At 60.5% G+C, this 23,177-nt stretch carries 23 protein-coding genes; 16 read left to right on the forward strand and 7 right to left on the reverse strand.

Annotation, left to right across the window (positions count from 1 at the left end; genetic code table 11):
• Window positions 1-15 precede the first annotated feature (15 nt).
• Window positions 16-993: a DUF2232 domain-containing protein gene (locus AC13QY_RS18400; protein WP_113351693.1), complete on the forward strand. Its 978-nt coding sequence runs from the start codon at window positions 16-18 to the stop codon at window positions 991-993.
• Window positions 994-1,013: 20 nt separating this feature from the next.
• Window positions 1,014-1,592 (forward strand): 50S ribosomal protein L9, encoded by a 579-nt coding sequence (rplI, locus tag AC13QY_RS18405; RefSeq protein WP_069616184.1) that lies wholly within the window; start codon window positions 1,014-1,016, stop codon window positions 1,590-1,592.
• Between the two features lie 97 nt (window positions 1,593-1,689).
• Here the strand turns inward: rplI and AC13QY_RS18410 are convergent, their stop codons facing one another.
• The 3 genes from AC13QY_RS18410 to AC13QY_RS18420 are packed head-to-tail and all read right to left on the reverse strand — an operon-like array spanning window position 1,690 to window position 4,873.
• Complete coding sequence (locus tag AC13QY_RS18410) at window positions 1,690-2,757, reverse strand: HlyD family secretion protein (RefSeq protein WP_113351692.1); 1,068 nt, start codon at window positions 2,755-2,757, stop codon at window positions 1,690-1,692.
• A 17-nt stretch (window positions 2,758-2,774) separates the two neighbouring features.
• Window positions 2,775-4,421: an MFS transporter gene (locus AC13QY_RS18415; protein WP_113351691.1), complete on the reverse strand. Its 1,647-nt coding sequence runs from the start codon at window positions 4,419-4,421 to the stop codon at window positions 2,775-2,777.
• Window positions 4,422-4,429: 8 nt separating this feature from the next.
• Window positions 4,430-4,873 carry a MarR family winged helix-turn-helix transcriptional regulator gene (locus tag AC13QY_RS18420; protein WP_069616181.1) on the reverse strand — a complete coding sequence of 148 codons (444 nt, stop codon included), beginning with the start codon at window positions 4,871-4,873 and terminating at the stop codon, window positions 4,430-4,432.
• Window positions 4,874-5,202: 329 nt separating this feature from the next.
• On the opposite strand from AC13QY_RS18420, the gene AC13QY_RS18425 reads away from it, so the two are divergent.
• On the forward strand, window positions 5,203-6,699 hold the full coding sequence (locus AC13QY_RS18425) for a replicative DNA helicase (RefSeq protein ID WP_069616180.1): 1,497 nt from the start codon (window positions 5,203-5,205) through the stop codon (window positions 6,697-6,699).
• Window positions 6,700-6,759: 60 nt separating this feature from the next.
• Here the strand turns inward: AC13QY_RS18425 and AC13QY_RS18430 are convergent, their stop codons facing one another.
• The 3 genes from AC13QY_RS18430 to AC13QY_RS18440 all read right to left on the reverse strand — a co-directional run bounded on the left by AC13QY_RS18430 (window position 6,760) and on the right by AC13QY_RS18440 (window position 8,700).
• Window positions 6,760-7,062, reverse strand: a complete 303-nt coding sequence (locus AC13QY_RS18430; RefSeq protein ID WP_113351690.1) for an AzlD family protein — start codon at window positions 7,060-7,062, stop codon at window positions 6,760-6,762.
• Window positions 7,059-7,763, reverse strand: a complete 705-nt coding sequence (locus AC13QY_RS18435) for an AzlC family ABC transporter permease (RefSeq protein WP_113351689.1) — start codon at window positions 7,761-7,763, stop codon at window positions 7,059-7,061. Before AC13QY_RS18435 ends, AC13QY_RS18430 begins: the two co-directional genes overlap by 4 nt.
• A 115-nt stretch (window positions 7,764-7,878) precedes the next feature.
• On the reverse strand, window positions 7,879-8,700 hold the full coding sequence (locus tag AC13QY_RS18440) for an AraC family transcriptional regulator (protein WP_113352017.1): 822 nt from the start codon (window positions 8,698-8,700) through the stop codon (window positions 7,879-7,881).
• A gap of 226 nt (window positions 8,701-8,926) precedes the next feature.
• Here AC13QY_RS18440 and AC13QY_RS18445 point away from each other — a divergent pair, with 226 nt between their 5' ends.
• Together AC13QY_RS18445 and alr are read left to right on the forward strand one after the other, a co-directional pair.
• Window positions 8,927-9,427: a GFA family protein gene (locus tag AC13QY_RS18445; protein ID WP_113351688.1), complete on the forward strand. Its 501-nt coding sequence runs from the start codon at window positions 8,927-8,929 to the stop codon at window positions 9,425-9,427.
• A 315-nt stretch (window positions 9,428-9,742) separates the two neighbouring features.
• A complete protein-coding gene (alr, locus tag AC13QY_RS18450; protein ID WP_113351687.1) occupies window positions 9,743-10,906 on the forward strand; it encodes an alanine racemase in 1,164 nt (387 codons plus the stop codon).
• Window positions 10,907-10,927: 21 nt separating this feature from the next.
• On the opposite strand, the gene AC13QY_RS18455 is transcribed toward alr, so the two are convergent.
• A complete protein-coding gene (locus AC13QY_RS18455; RefSeq protein WP_113351686.1) occupies window positions 10,928-11,563 on the reverse strand; it encodes a LysE family translocator in 636 nt (211 codons plus the stop codon).
• 151 nt (window positions 11,564-11,714) lie between these two features.
• Here AC13QY_RS18455 and radA point away from each other — a divergent pair, with 151 nt between their 5' ends.
• The 11 genes from radA to rarD all read left to right on the forward strand — a co-directional run bounded on the left by radA (window position 11,715) and on the right by rarD (window position 23,075).
• The gene (gene radA / locus AC13QY_RS18460) at window positions 11,715-13,118 is read left to right on the forward strand and encodes a DNA repair protein RadA (RefSeq protein ID WP_113351685.1); all 1,404 of its coding nucleotides are present in this window, start codon (window positions 11,715-11,717) and stop codon (window positions 13,116-13,118) included.
• A 92-nt stretch (window positions 13,119-13,210) separates the two neighbouring features.
• Window positions 13,211-13,831 carry a CvpA family protein gene (locus AC13QY_RS18465; RefSeq protein WP_069616173.1) on the forward strand — a complete coding sequence of 207 codons (621 nt, stop codon included), beginning with the start codon at window positions 13,211-13,213 and terminating at the stop codon, window positions 13,829-13,831.
• A gap of 164 nt (window positions 13,832-13,995) precedes the next feature.
• Complete coding sequence (gene purF, locus AC13QY_RS18470; RefSeq protein ID WP_113351684.1) at window positions 13,996-15,480, forward strand: amidophosphoribosyltransferase; 1,485 nt, start codon at window positions 13,996-13,998, stop codon at window positions 15,478-15,480.
• A 69-nt stretch (window positions 15,481-15,549) separates the two neighbouring features.
• Window positions 15,550-16,290: an SDR family NAD(P)-dependent oxidoreductase gene (locus AC13QY_RS18475; RefSeq protein ID WP_113351683.1), complete on the forward strand. Its 741-nt coding sequence runs from the start codon at window positions 15,550-15,552 to the stop codon at window positions 16,288-16,290.
• Between the two features lie 223 nt (window positions 16,291-16,513).
• Entirely contained in the window at window positions 16,514-17,905 is a 1,392-nt protein-coding gene (cysS, locus tag AC13QY_RS18480) for a cysteine--tRNA ligase (RefSeq protein ID WP_113395697.1), read from the forward strand.
• Window positions 17,906-18,117: 212 nt separating this feature from the next.
• A complete protein-coding gene (locus AC13QY_RS18485) occupies window positions 18,118-18,486 on the forward strand; it encodes an endonuclease domain-containing protein (protein ID WP_113351681.1) in 369 nt (122 codons plus the stop codon).
• Window positions 18,483-18,968, forward strand: coding sequence for a GFA family protein (locus AC13QY_RS18490; protein WP_488493778.1), 486 nt, complete (start codon window positions 18,483-18,485; stop codon window positions 18,966-18,968). Before AC13QY_RS18485 ends, AC13QY_RS18490 begins: the two co-directional genes overlap by 4 nt.
• A complete protein-coding gene (locus AC13QY_RS18495; protein WP_113351679.1) occupies window positions 18,961-19,437 on the forward strand; it encodes a GFA family protein in 477 nt (158 codons plus the stop codon). Before AC13QY_RS18490 ends, AC13QY_RS18495 begins: the two co-directional genes overlap by 8 nt.
• A complete protein-coding gene (gene pip / locus AC13QY_RS18500; protein WP_113351678.1) occupies window positions 19,434-20,393 on the forward strand; it encodes a prolyl aminopeptidase in 960 nt (319 codons plus the stop codon). Before AC13QY_RS18495 ends, pip begins: the two co-directional genes overlap by 4 nt.
• 45 nt (window positions 20,394-20,438) lie before the next feature.
• On the forward strand, window positions 20,439-22,055 hold the full coding sequence (gene cimA / locus AC13QY_RS18505) for a citramalate synthase (protein ID WP_488487126.1): 1,617 nt from the start codon (window positions 20,439-20,441) through the stop codon (window positions 22,053-22,055).
• Between the two features lie 108 nt (window positions 22,056-22,163).
• A complete protein-coding gene (gene rarD / locus AC13QY_RS18510; RefSeq protein WP_488493779.1) occupies window positions 22,164-23,075 on the forward strand; it encodes an EamA family transporter RarD in 912 nt (303 codons plus the stop codon).
• Window positions 23,076-23,177 lie beyond the last annotated feature (102 nt).

Genomic DNA, 23,177 nt, shown 5'->3' on the forward strand with positions numbered 1-23,177 from the left:
AAGCAGGACAGCGACGTGAAAAAGTTGAACGCAAAAGAGCTTGGCATCGGCGCGCTCGCCGGTCTGACCGCCGCCCTACTCGTGTATGGCGCGACGGTGCAGCCATTGCTGTTCATCCTGTTCGGCGCACTTTCCGCTCTCCCGATCCTGATCGTCGGCCTCGGCTGGGGCAATATGGCCGTCATCGTTGCCGTCGTGGTCGCCGGCATCGTCGGAACCGTTACGCAGTCGGTCTATTTCGGGCTCTTCGTCGTTCTCCTGACGCTGATCCCCGCTTGGCTCAGCCATCTCGCCAATCTGGCGCGTCCCGCCTCCGAACTCGGAGGCCCGGATAATCTGATGGCCTGGTATCCGCTCTCCGACATCATGCTGCACCTGTGCGGTCTCGCCGCCATCGTCATCATCGTCGCCGGAGCGGTCATGGGCTACGGTGCCGATCTGGTGGGTCAGGTCGTCGACGCCTACATGGCCGCGGTGAACCAGCAGTCTCCCGATCTTCAGCTCAATCCGGCTGCGATCGCGAAGATGAAGTCACTGATGCTCTACATGATCCCGATCGCCTGGGGCATGATCTGGGTCATGATGCTGTTGGCCGCCTATTACGTGGCGACACGCATCGTTGCGGCTTCGAGCCATAATCTGCGCCCGCGCGACGATATCCCCTCGTCGTTGCGCATGAACCGCAATGCGATCTTCGTCTTTCTCGTGGCGATCGTCGCTATCTTCTTTGGCGGAGTTCTGGCTCTCATCGCCGCCGCCGTGCTCGGCGCCTTCGGTGCTGGCTTCATCGTTTCCGGCTTTGCTTCGCTGCATTACCGGACGCGGGGCAAGGACTGGCGTCTGCCGGTTCTGATCCTCTGCTACCTGGTATGCTTCTTTGTGACGCTGCCGCTCTTCATCGTTCTCGTTCTCGGTCTTTACGATACCCGCAAGGCGATATCGCTGACCCCGAACAAGAATGCCGACACATCCAAACAAGACACAAAAATCTGACATCGAAAGGAACAACGAAAATGGAAGTCATTCTCCTCGAACGCATCTCCAAGCTCGGCCAGATGGGCGAAACCGTCAAGGTTCGCGACGGCTTTGCCCGTAACTACCTGCTGCCGCTCGGCAAGGCACTGCGCGCCAACGCCGCCAACAAGGCTCGTTTCGAAGCCGAGCGCGCAACGCTCGAAGCCCGCAACCTCGAGCGCAAGAGCGAAGCCCAGAAGGTTGCCGACGTTCTCGCCGGCAAGTCCTTCATCGTCGTTCGCTCGGCTGGCGAAACCGGCCAGCTCTACGGTTCGGTCGCTGCTCGTGATGTCGTCGAAATCCTCGCCGCCGAAGGCTTCAACGTCGGCCGCAGCCAGGTTCACATGAACACGCCGATCAAGGCCATCGGCCTGCACAACGTCACGATCGGTCTTCACGCCGAAGTCGAAATCACGATCGAACTCAACGTTGCACGCTCCGCTGAAGAAGCCGAGCGTCAGGCCAAGGGCGAAACCCTCACCTCCGCCGACGCCATCTACGGCGTTGACGAAGACGCCCTGCGTCCGGAAGACTTCTTCGATCCGGAAGCTGACCGCGACGGCGACGAAGAAGCTTGATCTTCAAGCCTTTTTCGTAATTTCTAATGCAAGAAAGCCTGGGTCCTCCGACCCAGGCTTTCCTGTTTTCTGACAGAAGATGGAGCGAACGCCCAGGTCAGTCGTTATCCTTGATTTCCGGCAACGGAGCCGAATCCTTGTCGATCGAAACGACGACGGACATACCGGGCGCCAACTGGTCCGCCAGAGGCTGCCCATCCTCGATCTTGATCCTGACGCCGAGACGCTGGGCGACCTTGGTGAAATTGCCCGTGGCATTATCGGGTTTGATGACCGCAAATTCCGAGCCAGCGGCCGGGGAGAAGCGCTGGATGCGGCCCTTGATCTCGCGATGTCCGAGCGCATCCACGGAGATGGTGGCAGGCTGATCGAGCTTCATGCCATCAAGCTGCGTTTCCTTGAAATTGGCGATGACCCAGACGTCCTTCGGAACGAGGTTCATCAGCTGCGTGCCGGGCGTCACATATTGGCCAAGACGCACGCCGATCTCGCCGACGCGGCCGTCCTGCGGCGCCCTGATCGTCGTATTGTCGAGATCGATATCGGCAAGCTGCACGGCCGCTTCCGCGCCGCTGACACCGGCTTCCAGCGAAGCGCGGTTGACGATGATCGTCGTCAGGTTCTGCTGGGAGACATCGAGAGCGGCCTTTGCCTGATTGACCGATGCCTGCGCCTGCTGCAGCGTCGCCTGCGCCTGTTCGGAATCACTGGTGGTCGAGACGCCTCTGGAGACGAGTGTCGTGACGCGATCGAAGGCAAGCTGGGCACGCTTCAGCGCTGCATTGGCGCTGTCGATCTGCGCCTGGCTGGAGACGATGCCGGCCTTGGCGGCCTGCTCCTGCTGCTGCGAATTGGCGAGTGCGGCCTTCTGTCCGTCCAGCGTCGCGTGGGCCTGCGCCACCTTCTGCTTGTAGATGCGGTTATCGATCTGGGCGAGCACATCGCCTTCCTTGACGAGCTTGTAGTCCTTGATCGGCACGTCGGTGATATAGCCGCTGACCTGCGGGCTGATGGTCGTGACATAGCCTTTGACATAGGCGTCGTCCGTGGTTTCGACCGCGGTCTTGAACGGCGGCAGATGCCAGGCGTAGAGCACCAGCATGACGCCGCCGACACCGGCAAGAACGGCGATGACTTCAATTGGGGAGCGAACGAGCCTCGACATGGAGCTATTTCATATCCTCATGGGTTGGATGTCGCGACCTCTACCCGATCGCCAGCGAAGCGAGCCCTGACGACGCGGAAGAGAACATGGATTGAGAGGCCGGCAAGTGACAGGAAGGCGATTACGGCGGCAGTGAAGAAGGCATCTCCATAGGCAAGCATATTGGCTTCGCGGCTGACCTGCGCGCCGAGCAGCGCCAGCCCCTCCCCCTTCAGCAGCGCGCTATCCCCAATCACCTTGCCATAGGAGGATGAAAGCTGGCTGACGCGTGTGGCCACATGCGGATCCGTCAGCAGCACGCGCTCGGTCAGGACGGCCGAATGGAACTTCTCGCGAATGGTGATCAGCGTGCCGTAGAAGGCCGAGCCGACGAGGCCGCCGATGCTTTGCGTGAAGGTGAAGACGACGAAGAAGGTCACCAGATAGGGCGGCCCCTTGGATATAGCCTCCTTGAAGCCTGCCGACATGGATGGCGGCAAGAAGAGCGCCGCACCGGCCGCCACCAGGGCCTGGCTGAGATACATCTGCTCGGGACGGGTCAGGTTCGTCACCTGAGAATCCATCAGCGAACCCACCCCCATCAGAATAAGCGCGACGAACTGGATCTGCCACGTGTAGCCATAGCTCATGAACACGGTGCAGATGAGGCCGCCGATGATCGAGAAGGCGAGGATGATCCAATAGAGCAAGGCAAGCTGGTCATAGAGCAGGCCGACCGCATTCTGATAGAAGGTCATGATGACGGAGGTCTGCTCGGCGGCAATGATGCGGAAGACCAGGAGGATCGCCGTCAGATGCAGAATTTCCGGCCGAAGCAGCCAGCGAACGTCGATCAAAGGCGTCGACCGTCTCAGTTCGACGACGATGGCAACGGTCAGGGATGCGACGGCAATAGCCAGAACGACGCCGAGCCATGGCACCTCCAGCCACCAGTAGAGGCGCCCGACCGACAAGGCGACGGCAAGACAGCCGAAACCGACCGCGACAAGAAGATAGCTGAAGATATCGCCCAGCACGATAACCTTGACGCGCGGCGGCGGCGTCAGCGGCAGCAGATAGATGATCGGCATGACGAGGAGCGCCAATGCCATTTCAAGCGTATAGAGGCCGCGCCATTCGCCATAATCGAGTAGCGAGGGCGATACGAGACGGGTGATGGGAGCGGCAAGCAGCGTGTTCATCATCGCCAGACTGACGCCGATCGTCATCTTCTTCGCCGGCTCGAAGGCCTCCAGCATATAAAGAAAGCCGAGCGTCGAGAGTGGCGCACCGGCAATCCCGCTCAGGAAGCGGACGACGATCGCAGAATGCAGGTCGGAAACGAAAAGATTGAGCAGCGAGGCGAGCACGAAGCCGAGAATGCTGACCTCGGCGAAATTGCGCACGCCATATTGAAGGCGGATCTTCACCAGCGCGATGGCGAGGCTGACATTGGGCGCCATATAGGCAGCAGAAAGCCATGCCGACTCTGTGGTGGTCGCCGCGATGGTTCCCTGAATTTGCGTAAGGTTGGCGAAGGCGAGATTGAGACCGAGGCCCTGCGTCAGGAAGAACATGACGGACGCCGCAATATAGAGCGGCACTTTCCAGCCCGGCATAGGCGGTGGAGCGGATGGGACGGCGTTGGCTTCCGCATTGGCGACCGGGCCCGGATCCCCGCTCATGCACTACCTCATGATTTGCCGATATTCTGAAGATTGGCAGTCATGGCACGGATAACTTTCAGCGCCATGCCGACATCCTCGTCCGAAATCCCCTCCAAGATATCCGCACGCACACTGGTGGCAAGAGCCTCAACCTCGGCGGCAACGACTTTTCCTGATTCCGTCATGAAGATCTGCTTGGCGCGGCGATCGGATACGGCGGCGCGGCGCTCAATGAAATTCTGCGCCTCCATGGCATCGAGGATGCGCACGAGCGTCGGCGTTTCCAGCTCCAGCTCGTCGGCAAGCTCCCTCTGGTTTATTCCGTCCCGGCGGGAGAGCTTGCGAAAAACCCTCGCGCGGGAAAGGGTCATGCCGTGCTCTCGAACGAGAGCGTCGAAAGCCGCCCTCAGCTTGCGATTGAACGCGGAGAGGTCGTCGAAGAGTTCTTGTCTTGATGGCGCACCTGGCATTATTGCAACTTTATACTATTAGCATCCTACCCTAATTTAAGGGGAATACCCGGATTTTCCCAGTTTTTCAAGCAGGATAGCCGCAACAGTTGATGCGCGCAGCGAAAGACCGGCTAAAATGTTCCCCACAGATAGTTTGCATAAGTGATTCGTGTGTCGATCTTTGCGTTGCAAAGTGGCCACAAGGGATTTTTTACGTGGCGGAAACTTGTCCCTGTGGACGAGTGGAACAACGTTGATAGGTCGGTATGGCCATCCGTTTGCACGGTTGACCATGACATCGGAACATCGCAAACCAGACGACACCCTAAAGCATGAAGAGATGGAAAATGAACGAAGCTGCGCGCAAGCTTGCCGCCATTGCTCCCGCCGACCAGCATTATCGCGAAGCGCCCAATAACATTGAGGCGGAACAGGCTCTGCTCGGTGCCATCCTCGTCAACAACGATGCCTATTATCGCGTCTCCGATTTCCTGAAGCCGATCCATCTCTACGAGCCGCTGCACCGGAAGATCTTCGAAGTCGCCGGTGATATCATCCGCATGGGCAAGACCGCCAATCCTGTGACCATCAAGAGCTTCGTGCCGGCTGACGAGAAGGTCGGCGACATGACGGTCGCGCAATATCTCGCGCGCCTCGCCGTCGAGGCCGTGTCGATCATCAACGCTGAAGATTACGGCCGCGCCATCTATGACCTGGCGCTGCGCCGTGCGCTGATCACCATCGGCGAGGACATGGTCAACATCGCCTATGACGCGCCGCTCGACATGCCGCCGCAGACGCAGATCGAGGATACGGAGCGCCGGCTGTTCGAGCTTGCCGAGAATGGCCGCTACGACGGCGGCTTCCAGTCGTTCAACGACGCCGTGGCACTGGCGATCGACATGGCGGCCGTTGCCAAGGAGCGTGACGGCGGCCTCTCCGGCATCTCCACGGGCATCCACTCGCTTGATAGCAAGATGGGCGGCCTGCAGCGCTCCGACTTGATCATCCTTGCCGGCCGTCCCGGCATGGGCAAAACCTCGCTTGCCACCAACATCGCCTATAATATCGCCGCCGCCTACGAGGGCGAAGTCCAGCCCGACGGCTCGATGAAGGCAAAGAACGGCGGCGTTGTCGGCTTCTACTCGCTGGAAATGTCATCGGAGCAGCTCGCCACCCGTATCATCTCCGAGCAGACGGAAGTCTCCTCCTCGAAGATCCGCCGCGGCGACATCAACGATGCCGATTTCGAAAAGCTGGTGGCCTGCTCGATGATGATGCAGAAGGTGCCGCTTTATATCGACCAGACCGGTGGTATTTCCATCGCCCAACTCGCCGCCCGCGCCCGCCGCCTCAAACGCCAGCGCGGCCTCGACGTTCTGGTCGTCGACTACGTGCAGCTCATGACCGGTTCGAAGAAGTCGGGCGAAAACCGCGTTCAGGAAATCACCGAGATCACCACTGGCCTGAAGGCGCTCGGCAAGGAGCTCAACGTTCCGATCGTCGCACTCTCCCAGCTCTCGCGCGCGGTCGAAAGCCGCGACGATAAGCGCCCCCAGCTTTCGGACCTTCGCGAATCCGGCTCGATCGAGCAGGACGCCGACGTGGTGCTCTTCGTGTTCCGCGAGGAATATTATGTGAAGAACCAAGAGCCCCGCGACCCGAACGACCCGAAATATGCGGAATGGGAAGCGCTGTTCGACCGCGTGAAGGGCACGGCCGATGTCATCATCGCCAAGCAGCGTCACGGACCGACGGGCACGGTGAAGCTCGCCTTCCAATCGGAATTCACCCGATTTGCCGACCTCGCCGACCCGTCTTTCACGCAGTACGAAGAACATTGACGCTTGCCGCGTCAATGTTCCGCTGGGATGAGAACCGCTTCGCACTTTGCCGGAAAGGCTTCAGAGTCCCGCAGCCCTCAGCAAAGCCACCGTCGCAACGCCGACGATAACGCTTGCCAGCAACGGCAAGCGGCGAGAGACGATTGCGGTGACCATGCAGGCCAGCGTCTCCGCCCAGCCGGTGGCAAAAGCTGTGGGGGCAATGACAGCCATCAGCACGGCCGGTGGAATGGCTTTGATTGCGGTTTGCCGACGCTCGTCAAGCTTCACGTAGCGAATCAAGACGAGACCGCCAACACGGGTGAAGATCGTTGCGGCAGCCATGGCGAGGATGGCGAGCAGAGTGTTGAAATCGAGCGTCATGCCGCTTGCTCCCGCGCTCTGCCCTTCCAGAAAGCCATTGCCAGTCCCGCCAGCGCGCCGGCTGCAATATGCCAGACACCGGGCACGAACTGGTGGACAGCAACGGCTGCAATTCCGCTTGCGGCAAGCACCGCGCCGGTTTCCGGTCCTTTCCAGAAGCCCATGACCAGCACGATGAAGACGGCCGGAAAGGCGAAGTCGAGACCGATGACGGCGGGATCGCCGAGAAAAGCGCCAAGCAGAGCACCCGCAAGCGACGAGCCGACCCAGGCCAAGTAAAATGGCGTGACGATGCCCGCATACCAAGCGGGCGTGAGCCGCATCGTGCCGGCGCGGAACTCCGCCATGGCCCAAATCTCATCGGCGAGAAACAGCATGGCGAGATAGCGTTTGATGCCGGAGAAAGACTGCATCTTCGTGCCGATCGAAGCGCTCATCAGCAAGTGCCTGACATTGACGAGCAGGGCCGCGAAGCCGGCGCCGATCCAGCTTGCGGGATGTGTCCAGATATCCATCGCCACGAATTGCGAGCCGCCAGCAAAGACGAGCGCGCTCATCAGTGTGGTCTCCAGCGGCGAAAGCCCCTTGGTCGCCGAAACCGCGCCGAACACGAGGCCGATCGGCAGGACGGCAACGATCAGCGGAAGAATGGCACGCATCCCGGCTTTGAATTCGCCGGCCGGCCGGCTTTGCTGCAACATTGGCAACCTCCACTTCAACAATGACGGAGGGGTAGCCGACGGCAGCCGGCGCTGTATTGAACGAAAGTGATCAGACGCATTCCGGACAGAAAGCCGTTTCGCAATTGGAAATGCGCTAGCCGACGCGGAACTGGCCCGGGGTGACGCCGGTGCGCGATTTGAAGTGGCGCGTGAAATGCGCCTGATCGGCAAAACCACATTCCATGGCAACATCGGCGGGCATGCGGCCCTCCCTAAGCAATCGGCGGGCAACGATGACACGCCGGTCGGTCAGAAAGGCATGGGGCGTAATATGATACTCCCTGCGGAAGGCGCGAATCAGGTGCGCGCGGCTCAGGCCTGCGATCTTGGCCAACTCCTCCAATCCGATATCGCTGTCGAAATTCTCAGTGAGATAATCGCGGGCGCGCACGACGGCGCTACGCTCCTTGGTGTCGACGGGAAGGACGATCGTGCTACCATAGCGCGCAAAGAGGGCCGCCAGCACCGAGAACATGCCTTCATCGGATTCCAGCGCACCGGCGCCGCTCTCGAGTGTGCGATGCGCCTTGTGGAAGGCGCTTGCAAGCTGCGGATCGCGCAACAACGAACTGGCGAAAGATGGCGTCGCATTGAAGGCTTTGCCCGTGACGTCTTCCAGAATATCGACGAAGAGCTTCGTGTCCGGGTAGATCATGCGGTAGCGATAGCCTTCGCCGCCCGGAGCGCCGTCATGCACTACTCCAGGATTGATCATATAGAGATCGCCCGGTCCGGCTTCCTCCCGACTGCCGAGCAGCGTGGTGATCTGGCTGCCTCTTTCAATCGTCCCGATGCTGAAGGTGTCGTGCGCATGCGGCGCATATTCATGCGTCACGAAGCTTGCGCTCAGGCATTCCATGTCACGAAAGCGACCGTCTCGCCAGAAGCGGGTCGATTCCACCTTGGCAAGCGGCATGGCGTCAGCCGCCTCTTTCTGCGAAACGTTCTGCATCCCCGAAGATTAGCGCGCCGGCTCCCGCGCGTCTTGAACAAAAGTGATCGCATGTGGGAAAGGCTGGCATCCACCCGTCCGCGCTTTTTTTGAGAAGGTGTGGTCGGATCCGTCGTTCCGCTGGACGATCCCAAGATGAAAACCTAAAAAGCATTTAGGCCCAAACTCGCCTTTTGGAGGAGAAGGAAAATTGAAACGCATTGAGATGACGGTAAGCGGCGGCTGCCAGTGCGGTGCCGTGCGCTATCACGCAACTGCCATGCATGATAATTCGCATCTCTGCCATTGCCGCATGTGCCAGAAAGCCTCCGGCAACATCTTTGCCGCGCTTGTCGCCGCGCCTGATGATGCGCTCACCTGGACGCGCGGCAAGCCGAGCATCTGGAAGAGTTCTGAGCTTGTCGAGCGCGGCTTCTGCGCCAATTGCGGCACGCCATTGTTCTTCCATCACCTCAAAAACGGCCGCACCAACCTGATGATCGGTTCGCTTGATAATCCGCACGCCTTCCCGCCGCATGCCAATACCTGCACCGAGAATATGGTGACATGGTTCGATACGATCACGGGCATAGAAAATACCGGTGCGACCGAAAATAACGGCGCCGAATGGGCTGCGGCGATCAAGACGAGCAACAACCAGCACCCTGATTGCGATACCGCCTCATGGGCGGTGAGATGGCGTGACGACTGAGCCTATTCCGGCGATCGCCAGCGGGGAACGATGCCGCTGTTCCGAAATAGCCATCATCCCGGAAACTAAAGCCTACGACAGCCTGCCTTCAAGATGATGCGCACAGCGTGCCTGAAGGCCTGCCCTTCAGCTCATTCGTGCCGCAAAGCAGCCTGTTGGTTTCCGACCTTTAGCCGGAAGCTGTCGTCAGAAATGTGGCGGCAGTTTCTGCCTAATTCCGCATACATGCATCGCAGCACTTTTTCTTTTCATCGACGGCCAGTATCCTGACCCAAGCCAAATCACTTCCGGCCACTTCCTTGTTTAGGGCGCCCCATGACAGATAATTTCAATGACGACGATGCTTTCGCTTCCGCCGGCCTGCGGCTGACGGTGGATCTCGGCGCGCTCGTCGAAAACTGGCGCGACCTCGCGCACCGCTCGGGGAAGGCGCGCACGTCAGCCGTTGTCAAGGCCGATGCCTACGGGCTCGGGATCGAGGATGTCGGCGAAACGCTTTACGCTGCCGGGGCGCGCGATTTCTTTGTCGCCACCGCCGATGAAGGCGCGACCTTGCGGCTCTACGCGCCCGAGGCGCGCATCTTCGTGCTCAGCGGCATCTGGCCGGGCATGGAGCGCCGGTTCTTCGAAAACGACCTCGTACCCGTCATTGCTTCGGAAGAACAGCTGACCTTCTGGATGTCGGTTCTGTCTGATTATGGCGATTATCCCTGCGCACTGCAGGTCGATACCGGCTTCAACAGGCTCGGCCTGCCGATGGATGATGCGATCGCGCTTGCCGATGACGTCTCGCGTCCGGCAAGCTTTGCGCCGGTTCTCGTCATGAGCCACCTCGCCTGCGGCGACGATCCTTCCAACGCGATGAACGGGCAGCAGCTCGAGGCTTTCCGCAAAGTCAGTGCCGCCTTCGAAGGCATCGAGGCGAGCCTTGCCAATTCGGCCGGCATCTTTCTTGGGGCCGACTATCATTTCGATCTCACCCGCCCCGGCATCGCCACCTATGGCGGCGAGGCAGTGCCGGGCATGGCCAATCCGATGCGCCCGGTGGCGACGGCGGAGGCTCGGATTATCCAGACCCGCTCGGTCAAGGCGGGCGAAACGGTGGGATATGGCCGCGCGCTTCAATTGACCCGCGACAGCCGACTGGCGATCGTCTCGGCAGGGTACGCCGACGGCTATATGCGCAGCCAGTCGAGTGCCGGCGTGCCATTGCGCCAGACCGGTATTGCGGGCGGTCACGGCTTTATAGCCGGCCATAAGGTGCCCGTTGCCGGCCGCATCACCATGGACCTCACCATCTTCGATGTCACCGACCTGCCGGAAAACCTGGTCAGAGCTGGTGACTACGTTGAACTTTTCGGCAGCAACATCTCGGTCGATGAGGCCGCAAGGGCGGCAGGCACCATCGGCTACGAGATGCTGACCAGCATGGGGCTGCGGCACGAGCGTCGGTATATCTCGGAGGAGAACGAGGAATAGCCCGGCTACTCCTCAAAATATTTAGCGGGCGCTGATCGCCAGCCGGACACCAAGGGCGACGAAGAGCGTGCCGAGCCCGCGATCGAGCCACAGACCGAGGCTGCGATTGCGCCGAAGCGCGTCACTCAGGCGACCGCCCAGCAGGATAAGCGGCGGCTCGATGAAGGCTGCCACGACGATAATCAGGCTTCCGTGCAGCAAAAGCTGCGCCCAAACCGGGCCGGCACCCTCGACGACGAATTGCGGCAGGAAGGCCAGGAAGAAGATGGCGACCTTCGGATTGAGCAGCGAGACCAGAATACCTTGGCGATAGATACGGCTAAAGGGCAAGGACTTGCCGGCTTCCTTGATCCATGCGCTCTCGCCCTTCGAGCGCAGCGCCTGGATGCCAAGCCAGATCAGATAGGCCGCACCGACCCATTTGACGGTCGAGAAGGCCAGTGCAGAGGCGGCAAGGATCGCCGACAGGCCGGCGGCCGCCATCAGTACATGCAGGCACGCGCCGCTCCAGATGCCGAACAGCGCTGCAAAGCCGGAGCGCATGCCGCTTCTGATCGTGTGACCGAGAATGAAGGCGATATCCGGCCCCGGCGACAGATTAAGGAGAATCGCAGCAGTCAGAAAGCCCATCCAGTGCGCAAGCGAATAGTCAAACATCGATCATCATCCATAAAACCCGGCATAAAGGCTGACACGATCGCCGTTGATACGGAAATCATTAGTTTTGATAGGCCGGGAAAGACATTATCTGACTGCCCAAGCGATTCGTCGCGAAAAGCGAAGCATTTGAACTTGAGAATAGCATCCTATGGCTAAGGCCCGCACACAATTCATCTGCCAGAACTGCGGCACGGTCCACAATCGCTGGGCCGGCAAGTGCGACAGTTGCGGCGCGTGGAACACCATCGTCGAGGAAGATCCGATGGGCGGGATCGGCGGCGGACCAACGAAGACGCCGCGAAAGGGCAAGCCCGTCACGCTGACCACGCTTTCGGGTGAAATCGAGGAAGCGCCGCGCATCCATACCGGCATATCCGAGCTCGACCGCGCCACGGGCGGCGGTTTTGTGCGTGGCTCGGCCGTTCTCGTCGGCGGCGATCCTGGCATCGGCAAGTCGACGCTGCTGATGCAGGCGGCAGCAGCCCTCGCCCGGCAGGGGCACAAGATCGTCTACGTCTCCGGCGAAGAGGCCGTGGCGCAGGTGCGCCTGCGCGCCCAACGGCTGAAGGCGGCCGATACCGAAGTGCTGCTCGCCGCCGAAACCAATGTCGAGGATATCCTGGCAACGCTGGCAGAAGGCAAGCGGCCGGATCTTGTCATCATTGATTCCATCCAGACGCTGTGGAGCGAGCTTGCCGAATCCGCACCCGGCACGGTAACGCAGGTGCGTACCGGCGTGCAGGCGATGATCCGCTTCGCCAAGCAGACGGGAACTGCCATGGTGCTGGTCGGCCATGTCACCAAGGATGGCCAGATCGCCGGGCCGCGCGTCGTCGAGCATATGGTCGATGCCGTTCTCTACTTCGAAGGCGATCGGGGCCATCATTACCGTATCCTGCGCACGGTGAAGAACCGCTTCGGTCCGACCGACGAGATCGGCGTCTTCGAAATGTCCGACGCCGGGCTTCGCGACGTGCCTAATCCGTCCGAACTTTTCCTTGGTGAACGCAACGAAAAGTCGCCAGGCGCGGCGGTCTTCGCCGGCATCGAAGGCACGCGTCCGGTGCTGGTGGAGGTGCAGGCGCTGGTCGCGCCGACATCGCTCGGCACGCCGCGCCGCGCCATCGTCGGCTGGGATTCGGCGCGGTTGTCGATGATTCTGGCCGTTCTGGAAGCGCATTGCGGCGTGCGGCTCGGTCAGCACGATGTTTACCTCAATATTGCCGGCGGCTACCGCATTTCCGAGCCGGCTGCGGACCTTGCGGTCGCTTCTGCACTGGTTTCCTCCCTGGCTGGTCTTGCTCTGCCCGCCGATTGCGTCTATTTCGGCGAAGTCAGCCTGTCGGGCGCCGTCCGGCCGGTTGCGCACACCGCCCAGCGCCTCAAGGAAGCCGAGAAGCTGGGATTTTCCGCGGCCGTTCTGCCTGCCGCTTCCGCCGATCTGCCAAAGGGCAATGGCGGACGCTGGAGCGAGATCGACAGCCTGCCGGATCTGGTGGCGCGCATTGCCGGATCGAAAGGTGCGCTCAAGCGAGCGGAAGACGAAGACTGAGCCTTACTTCAGCCGTTCTTGGCGAAGAAGAGGCTCATGAATTGAGGCCGATGCCGACCATGAGGTCCGGCAAGTCTTGAAGTGGATTATAGATGCCCATTACGATTTTCGACGGTATTGTTATCGGCGTTCTTCTCTTCTCCGCCATTCTGGCCATGGTTCGCGGCTTCTCACGCGAAATTCTCTCGATCGTCAGCTGGGGCGGCTCCGCAGTCGCCGCATACTATCTCTATCCGCTGCTCGTTCCCTATGCGTTGCAATACAAGGCCGACACCAAGATCGCCACGATTGCGTCAGCCGCCGTCATCTTCCTGCTGGCGCTCATCATCATTTCCTTCATCACCATCCGGATTGCCGATTTCATCATCGACAGCCGCATCGGCGCGCTCGACCGCACTCTCGGCTTCCTCTTCGGCGCGGCACGCGGCCTGCTGCTCATGGTCGTCGTCGTTGCCTTCTGGAACTGGCTGGTGGCACCGGCCGCACGTCCGGACTGGGTCAATAACGCCAAGTCGAAGCCTTTCCTCGATTCGATGGTGGAGAAGCTGACTGCGGCGCTGCCCCAAGACATTCAGGCAAGGCTGCCGGCCGAAATCCTCAACAAGATCGCGCCAAACCAGCAGCAACAGCAGCAGCAGGGAAGCGGCGACAACGCCACGCCGAACGATACCGCGCCGTCGGATGACGCACCGGCGCCGCAGACAAACAATTGACGGTGCGTTTACAGGCTTGACCTGCCGCCCGAGAATCGCCATTTGAGCGGCGTGACAATAGAAGATCCGGCCCGATATTTTTTCCGGCCGGATTTTAAGTTATTTTAATGGTCACTCGTGACGCCGCCCCGATCCGCCCACGTTGAGAGCAAAGGCCCGCAGCCATGAACCATTCCGTTTCCTTCGAGGACGATATCGACGGCGACACGCTGCATGAAGAATGCGGCGTCTTCGGCATCCTGGGGCACCCGGATGCGGCAACACTGACGGCGCTCGGCCTGCACGCCTTGCAGCATCGCGGCCAGGAAGCGGCCGGCATCGTCTCCTTCGATGGTCAGCGCTTCCACTCGGAGCGGCGGATGGGTCTGGTCGGAGACCACTACACTGACCCGGCCACCCTCGCCCGCCTCCCCGGTGACCGCTCGATCGGTCATGTACGCTACTCCACCACCGGCGAGACCATCCTTCGCAATGTCCAGCCGCTGTTTGCCGAGCTGGAAGTCGGCGGCATCGCCATTGCCCATAACGGTAATTTCACCAATGGCCTGACCATGCGCCGTCAGCTGATTGCCGATGGTGCCATCTGTCAGTCGACCTCGGATACCGAAGTCGTGCTGCATCTCATCGCCCGCTCCAAGCATCCCTCCTCCTCAGATCGTTTCATCGATGCTATCAGGCAGATGGAAGGCGGCTATTCGATGCTCGCCATGACGCGCACCAAGCTGATCGCCGCCCGCGATCCGATCGGCATCCGGCCGCTGGTCATGGGCGAACTCGACGGCAAGCCCATCTTCTGCTCGGAGACCTGTGCTCTCGACATCATCGGCGCAAAATATGTCCGCGACGTTGAAAACGGCGAGGTCATCATCTGCGAGATCCAGCCTGATGGTTCGATCACCATCGACGCCCGCAAGCCGGAAGTTTCACAACCCGAGCGTCTCTGCCTGTTCGAATATGTCTATTTCGCCCGTCCCGATTCCGTCGTCGGCGGCCGCAACGTTTATGTTGCCCGCAAGAACATGGGCATCAACCTTGCCAAGGAAGCGCCTGTCGCCGCCGATGTTGTCGTCCCCGTGCCGGATGGCGGCACGCCGGCCGCTATCGGCTATGCGCAGGCAAGCGGTATTCCCTTCGAGCTCGGCATCATCCGCAACCATTATGTCGGCCGCACCTTCATTGAACCCACGCAGCAGATTCGCGCCTTCGGCGTTAAGCTCAAGCATTCCGCCAATCGCGAAATCATCGCTGGCAAGCGCGTGGTGCTCGTCGACGATTCCATCGTGCGCGGCACGACATCGGTGAAGATCGTGCAGATGATCCGCGATGCCGGCGCCAGCGAGGTGCATATCCGCGTCGCCAGCCCGATGATCTTCCATCCGGATTTCTACGGCATCGACACACCGGACGCCGACAAGCTGTTGGCAAACCAGTACACGAGCCTGAAGGCCATGTGCGAGTATATCGGCGCGGATTCGCTGGAGTTCCTGTCCATCGATGGCCTTTACCAGGCTGTCGGCGGCGAGCCGCGCAACAATGCGCAGCCGCAGTTCACCGACCATTACTTTACCGGTGACTATCCGACGCGTCTGCTCGACAAGGAAAGCACCAGCAACGTGCGCAAGCTCTCCGTCCTCGCGAGCAACGGCTGACAAGCCCAAGTAACGGCTGACAGGGGCGCCCTGCCCCTTTCTCTTTCCACGCATTCGGATCAAGGCAGCATGAGCGTCAATCTCAAGGACAAGATCGCCCTCGTCACCGGCGCATCGCGCGGTATCGGCTATTTCACGGCACTGGAGCTGGCCAAGGCCGGCGCGCATGTGATCGCCTGCGCCCGCACGGTCGGGGGCCTTGAGGAGCTTGACGATGCCATCAAGGCTGCCGGCGGCTCGGCGACCCTTGTGCCCTTCGATCTTGCCGACATGAATGCCATCGATGCGCTCGGCGCCTCCATCTACGAGCGCTGGGGCAAACTCGACATCCTCATCGCCAATGCCGGCGTGCTTGGCGTGATCTCGCCGATCGGCCATGTCGAAGCCAAGGTGTTCGAAAAGGTGATGACGATCAATGTCACCGCCACCTGGCGGCTGATCCGTTCCGTGGAGCCGCTGCTGATGCGCGCCGAGGCGGGCCGCGCGGTTATCCTCTCTTCGGCCGCCGCCCATCGCTGCCGGCCATTCTGGGGTCCCTACTCCGCCTCCAAGGCTGCCGTCGAGGCGCTGGCGCGGACCTGGGCCGGGGAAACGCAGAGCACGCCGCTGCGCATCACCAGCGTCGATCCGGGCGCTACCCGCACCGCCATGCGCGCCCAGGCCATGCCCGGTGAAGATCCGGATACACTGCCGCATCCGCGAGAGGTCGCTCAGGCGATCCTGCCTCTGGTCGGCCCCGACGTCACCGAAACCGGCAAGCTTTTCGTCGTGCGCGAGAACAGGCTCGTCGACTATCGGATGCCGGAATAAAAACATCTCAGCCCTTTACGCGAGACGCCTTATCCCTACTTGACCAAATTCATCCGGCGCGCGATAAAGCCGCCCATGAAAACGGTTATCTGCATTATCTGCCGGAAGATTATTCGCTAGCGTTTCGCTGGCCTGGCCGTTTTCGTCTCCCAAAATCCAAGATGACAAACGTCCGGCCTGCCGGTGACGGTATTTTTTCGGATTTATGCCTTGGGAGAGTGACATGGCCGCCGAGCCGCAATTGAAGTTCTACAACACGCTGACGCGCGAAAAGGTCGATTTTCAGCCGATCGACCGCAATAACGTCCGCATGTATGTCTGCGGCCCCACGGTCTATGACTTCGCCCATATCGGCAATGCCCGCCCGGCGATCGTCTTCGACGTGCTGTTCCGGCTGCTGCGGCACGTCTACGGTGAGAGCCGTGTCACCTACGTCCGCAACATCACCGACGTCGACGACAAGATCAATGCGCGTGCGCTGCGCGACCATCCCGGCCTGCCGCTGAACGACGCGATCCGCCTGGTGACGGAAAAGACCGAGCGGCAGTACCGTGAAGACACGACAGCGCTCGGCTGCCTGGAGCCATCGGTGCAACCGCGTGCGACCGACAATATCGCACAGATGATCGGGATCATCGAAACGCTGATCACCAAGGGCCATGCCTATCGGGCCGCCGGCGAAGTGCTGTTCGATACCAAGTCGATGGCCGATTATGGGCAGCTTTCGAAGCGCAATCTCGACGAGCAGCAGGCCGGCGCCCGCGTCGCCGTCGACGAGCACAAGAAGAGCCCCGGCGATTTCGTTCTGTGGAAACTTTCGGACGAGAACGAACCCGGCTGGGAAAGCCCCTGGGGCCGCGGTCGTCCGGGCTGGCATATCGAATGCTCGGCCATGAGCGGACGCTATCTCGGTGATGTCTTTGACATTCACGGCGGCGGCCTGGACCTGATCTTCCCGCACCATGAAAACGAAATTGCCCAATCGCGTTGCGCGCATGGCACGCATGCCATGGCCAATGTCTGGATGCATAACGGCTTCGTGCAGGTCGAAGGCCGCAAGATGTCGAAATCGGAGGGCAACTTCGTCACCATCTACGAGCTGCTGCAGACGGAAAAGCTCGGCGGCCGGACCTGGCCGGGCGAGGTGCTGAGGCTTGCCATGCTGATGACGCATTATCGCGAGCCGATCGATTTCTCTGTGAAGCGTCTGGAAGAGGCCGAACGGCTAATCGCCAAATGGCCGGCGGGGGATGCCAGCGGTGCCGCGCCGGATCAGACAGTCCTTGCCGCTCTCGGCGACGATCTCAACACCGTCGCCGCCATCCAGGCGCTGCATGCCCTGGCGCAAGCAACCAATGCCGATGCCAGCCTCCTGCCGGTGTTCGCGGCCAGCGCCGATCTTCTCGGCCTGCTGCCGAAGAAGGCGGAGATGGACGAAGCTGTGGTCGCGGAGATCGATACCAAGGTACGTCAGCGACTGGAGTTGTTGAAGGCAAAGAACTTCGCCGAAGCCGACAAGCTTCGCGAGGAGCTGACGGCCATGGGTATCCAGCTCAAGGATGGTAAGGATCCAACGACGGGCGAGCGTATCACGACTTGGGAGATCAAGCGGTGAGTCTGGTTACCCCCCTCTGTCACTTCGTGACATCTCCCCCACAAGGGGGGAGATTGGGGGAGTTTGCCGACCGCTCTAGTTCCAAGCTGCCTTCTATTTCAGCAGCAATACGTTTCCGCCTGCGCGGGAAAGAAGATGGAGGGCTAACAGCTCGCCGCGAACAATCTCCCCCCTTGTGGGGGAGATGTCACGAAGTGACAGAGGGGGGTAACTTGCCGCATACTCCAGTCCCGCCGAAAGCCCGAAGCAATGCACGCCGCATGCGCAAGGTCATGACGGATGCGGAACTGCGTCTATGGAACGAATTGCGTGCCCATCGCCTCATGGGCCTCGGCTTCCGCCGCCAGTTGCCCATCGCTGGATATATTGTCGATTTCGCATGCCCTGCCGAAAGGCTGATTGTCGAAGTCGACGGCTTCCAGCATGGTAATGACCACGATCAGACCTATGACCAGGTTCGCACCCGCCGCCTCGAAGCCGATGGCTGGACTATCCTGCGCTTCTGGAATGACGATGTCCTGAAGGATATCGATAACGTCTGCATGCATATCCTGATCGTCAGCGGAAAGGATAAATCATGACCGTCTCGACCTACACCGGCGGCTGCCAGTGCGGCGCGGTTCGCTTCCGGGTGCGGGGCGGACTGAAGGATGCGTCGATCTGTCATTGCCGCATGTGCCAGAAGGCCTTTGGCGCCTATTACGCACCGCTGGTCTCGACGCGTGGTGCCGAGCTCACATGGACGCGCGGCGAGCGGAAGCTGTTTCAATCGTCGAATTATGTAAAGCGCGGCTTCTGCGGGGATTGCGGAACGCCGCTGACCTACGAGGCACTCGATGGCATTGCGGTCGCGGCTGGCGCCTTCGATGATCCCGCGCAACTGCCGCCTGTGATCCAATACGGCACGGAGGCCAAGATCGGCTTTGTCGATCGGTTGCATTTGCTGCCCGGACGCTCGACGGAGGAAGATGCCGCGCAAGCGCCCTTCGTTGTAAACATCGTGTCAAATCAACATCCCGATTACGATACCCCAAGCTGGCCAGAGGAGAAGAGCCATGAATGAAGCTACCAGAAGCGGAGGATGCCAATGCGGCGCGGTACGGTTTCGCATCCGCGGCCAGCTCGGCCGCCCCTCAATCTGCCATTGCCGCATGTGCCAGAAGCAGTTCGGCAACTTTTTCTCTGCGCTTGTTACCGCACCTGAAGACGGCGTGGAATGGACGCGCGGCGAGCCGAGTTATTTCCAGTCTTCCGTCAATATCGACCGCGGCTTCTGCAAGAACTGCGGCACGCCGTTGACCTACCGTCATCCGGGCGGCCTCGAAATCGCCATCGGCGCCTTCGACGAGCGCGACGATCTCGCCCCGCAGATCCAGGTCAACCACGCCTATCGACTGCCTTGGGTAGAGACGATTTTCGAAAAGCCCATTCATCAGGATCCAGATTTCTATTCGCGGCAGGAGCAGATCATTTCCTTCCAGCATCCCGATCATGACACCGATGTCTGGCCGGCCGAGGGGCTGAAAATATGACCGAAGTCCTGCGCACATTCTATCCGGAGATCGAACCTTACGCCTCCGGTCATCTCGATGTCGGCGACGGTCATGTGATCTATTGGGAACGGGTGGGAACGCCCGGCGCCAAGCCCGCCGTCTTCCTGCATGGCGGACCCGGCGGCGGCATTTCGCCCAGTCATCGCCGCGTATTCGATCCGGCGCTTTACGACGTGACCCTTTTCGACCAGCGCGGCTGCGGGCGCTCGACGCCGCATGCCGGCCTTGAAGCCAATACGACCTGGCATCTGGTCGAAGATATCGAGCGGCTGCGCAAAATGGCCGGCGTTGAGAAATGGCTTGTTTTCGGCGGCTCCTGGGGCTCGACGCTGGCGCTCGCCTACTCCGAAACACATCCGGATCGGGTTTCCGAACTGGTCGTGCGCGGCATCTATACGCTGACGAGAGCCGAACTCGACTGGTATTATCAGTTCGGCGTCTCCGAAATGTTCCCTGACAAATGGGAGCGCTTCATCGCCCCTATCCCACCGGAAGAGCGCCATGAGATGATGGCCGCCTACCATCGGCTGCTGACGCATCCCGATAAGGCTGCCCGCCTGGAAGCCGCAAAGGCATGGTCGATCTGGGAAGGCGAGACGATCACGCTTCTGCCGGAACCTGCCGTCAGCGCCCAGTTCGAAGATGCGGAATATGCGCATGCCTTCGCCCGTATCGAGAACCATTTCTTCGTCAACGCCGGCTGGCTCGAAGAGGGCCAACTCCTGCGCGACGCCTACAAGCTGAAAGACATTCCCGGCGTCATCGTCCATGGCCGCTACGACATGCCCTGCCCCGCCAAATATGCCTGGGCGCTGCACAAGGCTTGGCCGAAAGCTGAATTTCACCTGATCGAGGGCGCCGGCCATGCTTCGTCCGAGCCTGGCATTCTGGATCGGCTCATCCGCGCCACCGACAAGTTTGCAGGCAAAGCATAGGCCGGGCATCTCAATATCAATAACCGGTTCGCCGGAGGAAACAGTATGACACGCGCAAAAATCTATCTCTTCGACACGACGCTCCGCGATGGCCAGCAAACACCCGGCATCGATTTTTCGGTCGAGGACAAGATTGCCATTGCGACCATGCTGGATGAATTCGGCCTGGATTATGTCGAAGGCGGGTACCCCGGCGCCAACCCGACCGATACGGCCTTCTTCAACGAGAAGCGCACGACATCGGCCTCCTTCGTCGCCTTCGGCATGACGAAGCGCGCCGGCATCTCCGCCTCCAACGATCCCGGCCTTGCGAGCCTGCTGCAGGCGAAATCAGACGCGATCTGTTTCGTTGCGAAGAGCTGGGACTATCACGTCCAGGTGGCGCTCGGCTGCACCAACGAGGAAAACCTGGAAAGCATCGCCGAAAGTGTCAAGGCGGCCATTGGCGCCGGCAAGGAAGCCTTGGTCGATTGCGAGCACTTCTTCGACGGCTACAAGGCCAATCCGACCTATGCGCTTGCTTGCGCCAAGACGGCCTATGATGCCGGAGCGCGCTGGGTCGTGCTCTGTGACACCAACGGCGGCACACAGCCGCCGGAGATTCGCGCCATCGTCGAGGCCGTCATCGCCTGCGGCGTTCCTGGGCACTGTCTCGGCATCCATGCCCATAACGATACCGGCCAGGCGGTCGCCAATTCGCTCGCGGCGGTCGAGGCCGGCGTGCGGCAGATCCAGGGCACGCTGAACGGCATCGGCGAGCGCTGCGGCAATGCCAACCTGATCACACTGATCCCGACCCTGGCGCTGAAAAGAGCCTATAGCGAACGCTTCGAAACGACGATCGACGCCGAGCGGCTGGTGGGCTTGACCGGCCTTTCGCATGCCTTCGACGAGCTTCTGAACCGCTCACCCGACTATCAGGCGCCCTATGTCGGTGCCTCCGCCTTTGCCACCAAGGCTGGTATCCACGCCTCGGCGCTGCTGAAGGACCCGCGCACCTACGAGCATGTGCCGCCGGAAAGCGTCGGCAACTTCCGCAAGGTCATGGTCTCCGACCAGGGCGGCAAGTCGAACTTCATCAATGCGCTGAAGCGGCGCGGCATCGAGGTCGGCAAGGACGATCCGAAGCTCGACCAGCTGATCCACATCGTCAAGGAACGCGAAGCGACAGGCTATGCTTACGAAGGCGCGGATGCGAGCTTCGAACTTTTGGCGCGCCGCACGCTCGGTACCATCCCGGAATTCTTTGCGATCGATGGTTTCCGCGTCATGGTGGAACGCCGCTTCGATTCCCACGGCCGAGTGAAAATCGTCTCGGAAGCCGTCGTCAAGATCATCATCGATGGCGAAACCATCATGTCGGTTGCAGAGGGCGACGGCCCGGTTAATGCGCTCGACCTGGCGCTGCGCAAGAATTTCGGCAAATACCAGCACGAGATAGACGATCTGGAACTGGCCGACTTCAAGGTGCGTATCCTCAATGGTGGCACAGAGGCCATCACCCGAGTCCTGATCGAATCCACCGATAGCGATGGCGTACGCTGGTGGACGGTCGGTGTCTCCGAAAACATCATCGATGCGTCGTTCCAGGCCTTGATGGATTCCGTCATCTACAAGCTGATGAAAAACCGGCATATGGCAGGCAGGATTGCGGCGGAGTAATCCGCCGCCCATCAAAAAGCTTGACGATGCCGTCAATGAAATGAATTAGCCATGCCGCATGCATTGGGGTAATCCCGTCTCAAATAACAGAGAATGACGGGAAAATTCATGGCCACTGACGCGGTCAAACCTGAAATCAAGAACAACGACGCTATCCGCAGCTTCGGCTTTGCGATGACGGCCTATCTCTTCTGGGGCGTTCTGCCACTCAATATGAAGGCGTTGGCGCATATCCCGGCTTTCGAAGTCATCGCCCATCGCATCGTCTGGTCGGTTCCCGTCGCCGGCATCGTGCTGCTGGCGCTCGGCCGCCTGGGTGACGTGAAGGCGGCGTTTCGCAACCCGCGGACAATCGCCATGGCGTCGCTGACGGCAGCGCTCGTCACCATCAACTGGGGAACCTATGTCTGGGCCATCGGCGCCGGCCATTCGCTCGATGCGGCCCTCGGTTACTTCATCAATCCGCTGTTCAGCATCGCGCTCGGCGCCATCCTGCTCAAGGAAAAGCTGGCGCCGACGCAGATCGTCGCGATCTGCCTTGCAGCCGCCGCCGTCATCATTTTGACGGTGAAAGCCGGCACCCTGCCCTGGGTCGCGTTGTCGCTGACCTTCTCCTGGGGCTTCTATGCCTTTTTCCGCAAAACCCTGCCTGTTGGAGCCAACCAGGGCTTTTTCATCGAGGTGCTACTGCTCTGCATCCCGGCAGCATTTTACATCCTCTATCTGGAAGCGCGCGGCGAAGGCCACTTTTACCAGACCGGCCTTTCGGATACCGGGCTCCTGCTCGGCTGCGGGCTCGTGACGGCGCTGCCGTTGATGATCTTCGCCAATGGTGCGAAGCTTTTGAGGATGTCGACCATCGGCATCATGCAATACATCGTTCCCACAATGGTCTTCCTGATCGCCGTTTTCCTGTTCAAGGAACCCTTCGGCACGACACAGCTCGTTGCATTCTCGCTGATATGGGCCGGTCTCGTGCTCTACAGCTGGTCGATGCTGCGTCAGAGCAGAGGAGCATAACCAGGCGATATGGTTAGCAAATCGCTATTTGTGGCGGTTTGGCTTTCAAGAAAGCCGTGAACCGCCTCGTCCCTTGTCATCACGCAGCCCTAAGCGAAAACC

It is taken from the genome of Martinezella sp. CNPSo 3795, from assembly GCF_057784475.1.

Excerpts from the sequence above, each read along its gene's own strand:
- rplI (WP_069616184.1), top strand. The coding sequence starts at position 1,014 with ATGGAAGTCATTCTCCTCGAACGCATCTCCAAGCTCGGCCAGATGGGC.
- AC13QY_RS18415 (WP_113351691.1), bottom strand. The coding sequence starts at position 4,421 with ATGAGCGGGGATCCGGGCCCGGTCGCCAATGCGGAAGCCAACGCCGTC.
- purF (WP_113351684.1), top strand. The coding sequence starts at position 13,996 with ATGAACCATTCCGTTTCCTTCGAGGACGATATCGACGGCGACACGCTG.
- AC13QY_RS18495 (WP_113351679.1), top strand. The coding sequence starts at position 18,961 with ATGAATGAAGCTACCAGAAGCGGAGGATGCCAATGCGGCGCGGTACGG.
- alr (WP_113351687.1), top strand. The coding sequence starts at position 9,743 with ATGACAGATAATTTCAATGACGACGATGCTTTCGCTTCCGCCGGCCTG.
- AC13QY_RS18490 (WP_488493778.1), top strand. The coding sequence starts at position 18,483 with ATGACCGTCTCGACCTACACCGGCGGCTGCCAGTGCGGCGCGGTTCGC.
- cysS (WP_113395697.1), top strand. The coding sequence starts at position 16,514 with ATGGCCGCCGAGCCGCAATTGAAGTTCTACAACACGCTGACGCGCGAA.
- AC13QY_RS18410 (WP_113351692.1), bottom strand. The coding sequence starts at position 2,757 with ATGTCGAGGCTCGTTCGCTCCCCAATTGAAGTCATCGCCGTTCTTGCC.
- AC13QY_RS18435 (WP_113351689.1), bottom strand. The coding sequence starts at position 7,763 with ATGTTGCAGCAAAGCCGGCCGGCCGGCGAATTCAAAGCCGGGATGCGT.
- pip (WP_113351678.1), top strand. The coding sequence starts at position 19,434 with ATGACCGAAGTCCTGCGCACATTCTATCCGGAGATCGAACCTTACGCC.
- rarD (WP_488493779.1), top strand. The coding sequence starts at position 22,164 with ATGGCCACTGACGCGGTCAAACCTGAAATCAAGAACAACGACGCTATC.
- AC13QY_RS18455 (WP_113351686.1), bottom strand. The coding sequence starts at position 11,563 with ATGTTTGACTATTCGCTTGCGCACTGGATGGGCTTTCTGACTGCTGCG.
- AC13QY_RS18440 (WP_113352017.1), bottom strand. The coding sequence starts at position 8,700 with ATGCCGCTTGCCAAGGTGGAATCGACCCGCTTCTGGCGAGACGGTCGC.
- radA (WP_113351685.1), top strand. The coding sequence starts at position 11,715 with ATGGCTAAGGCCCGCACACAATTCATCTGCCAGAACTGCGGCACGGTC.
- AC13QY_RS18430 (WP_113351690.1), bottom strand. The coding sequence starts at position 7,062 with ATGACGCTCGATTTCAACACTCTGCTCGCCATCCTCGCCATGGCTGCC.
- AC13QY_RS18420 (WP_069616181.1), bottom strand. The coding sequence starts at position 4,873 with ATGCCAGGTGCGCCATCAAGACAAGAACTCTTCGACGACCTCTCCGCG.
- AC13QY_RS18425 (WP_069616180.1), top strand. The coding sequence starts at position 5,203 with ATGAACGAAGCTGCGCGCAAGCTTGCCGCCATTGCTCCCGCCGACCAG.
- AC13QY_RS18475 (WP_113351683.1), top strand. The coding sequence starts at position 15,550 with ATGAGCGTCAATCTCAAGGACAAGATCGCCCTCGTCACCGGCGCATCG.
- AC13QY_RS18465 (WP_069616173.1), top strand. The coding sequence starts at position 13,211 with ATGCCCATTACGATTTTCGACGGTATTGTTATCGGCGTTCTTCTCTTC.
- cimA (WP_488487126.1), top strand. The coding sequence starts at position 20,439 with ATGACACGCGCAAAAATCTATCTCTTCGACACGACGCTCCGCGATGGC.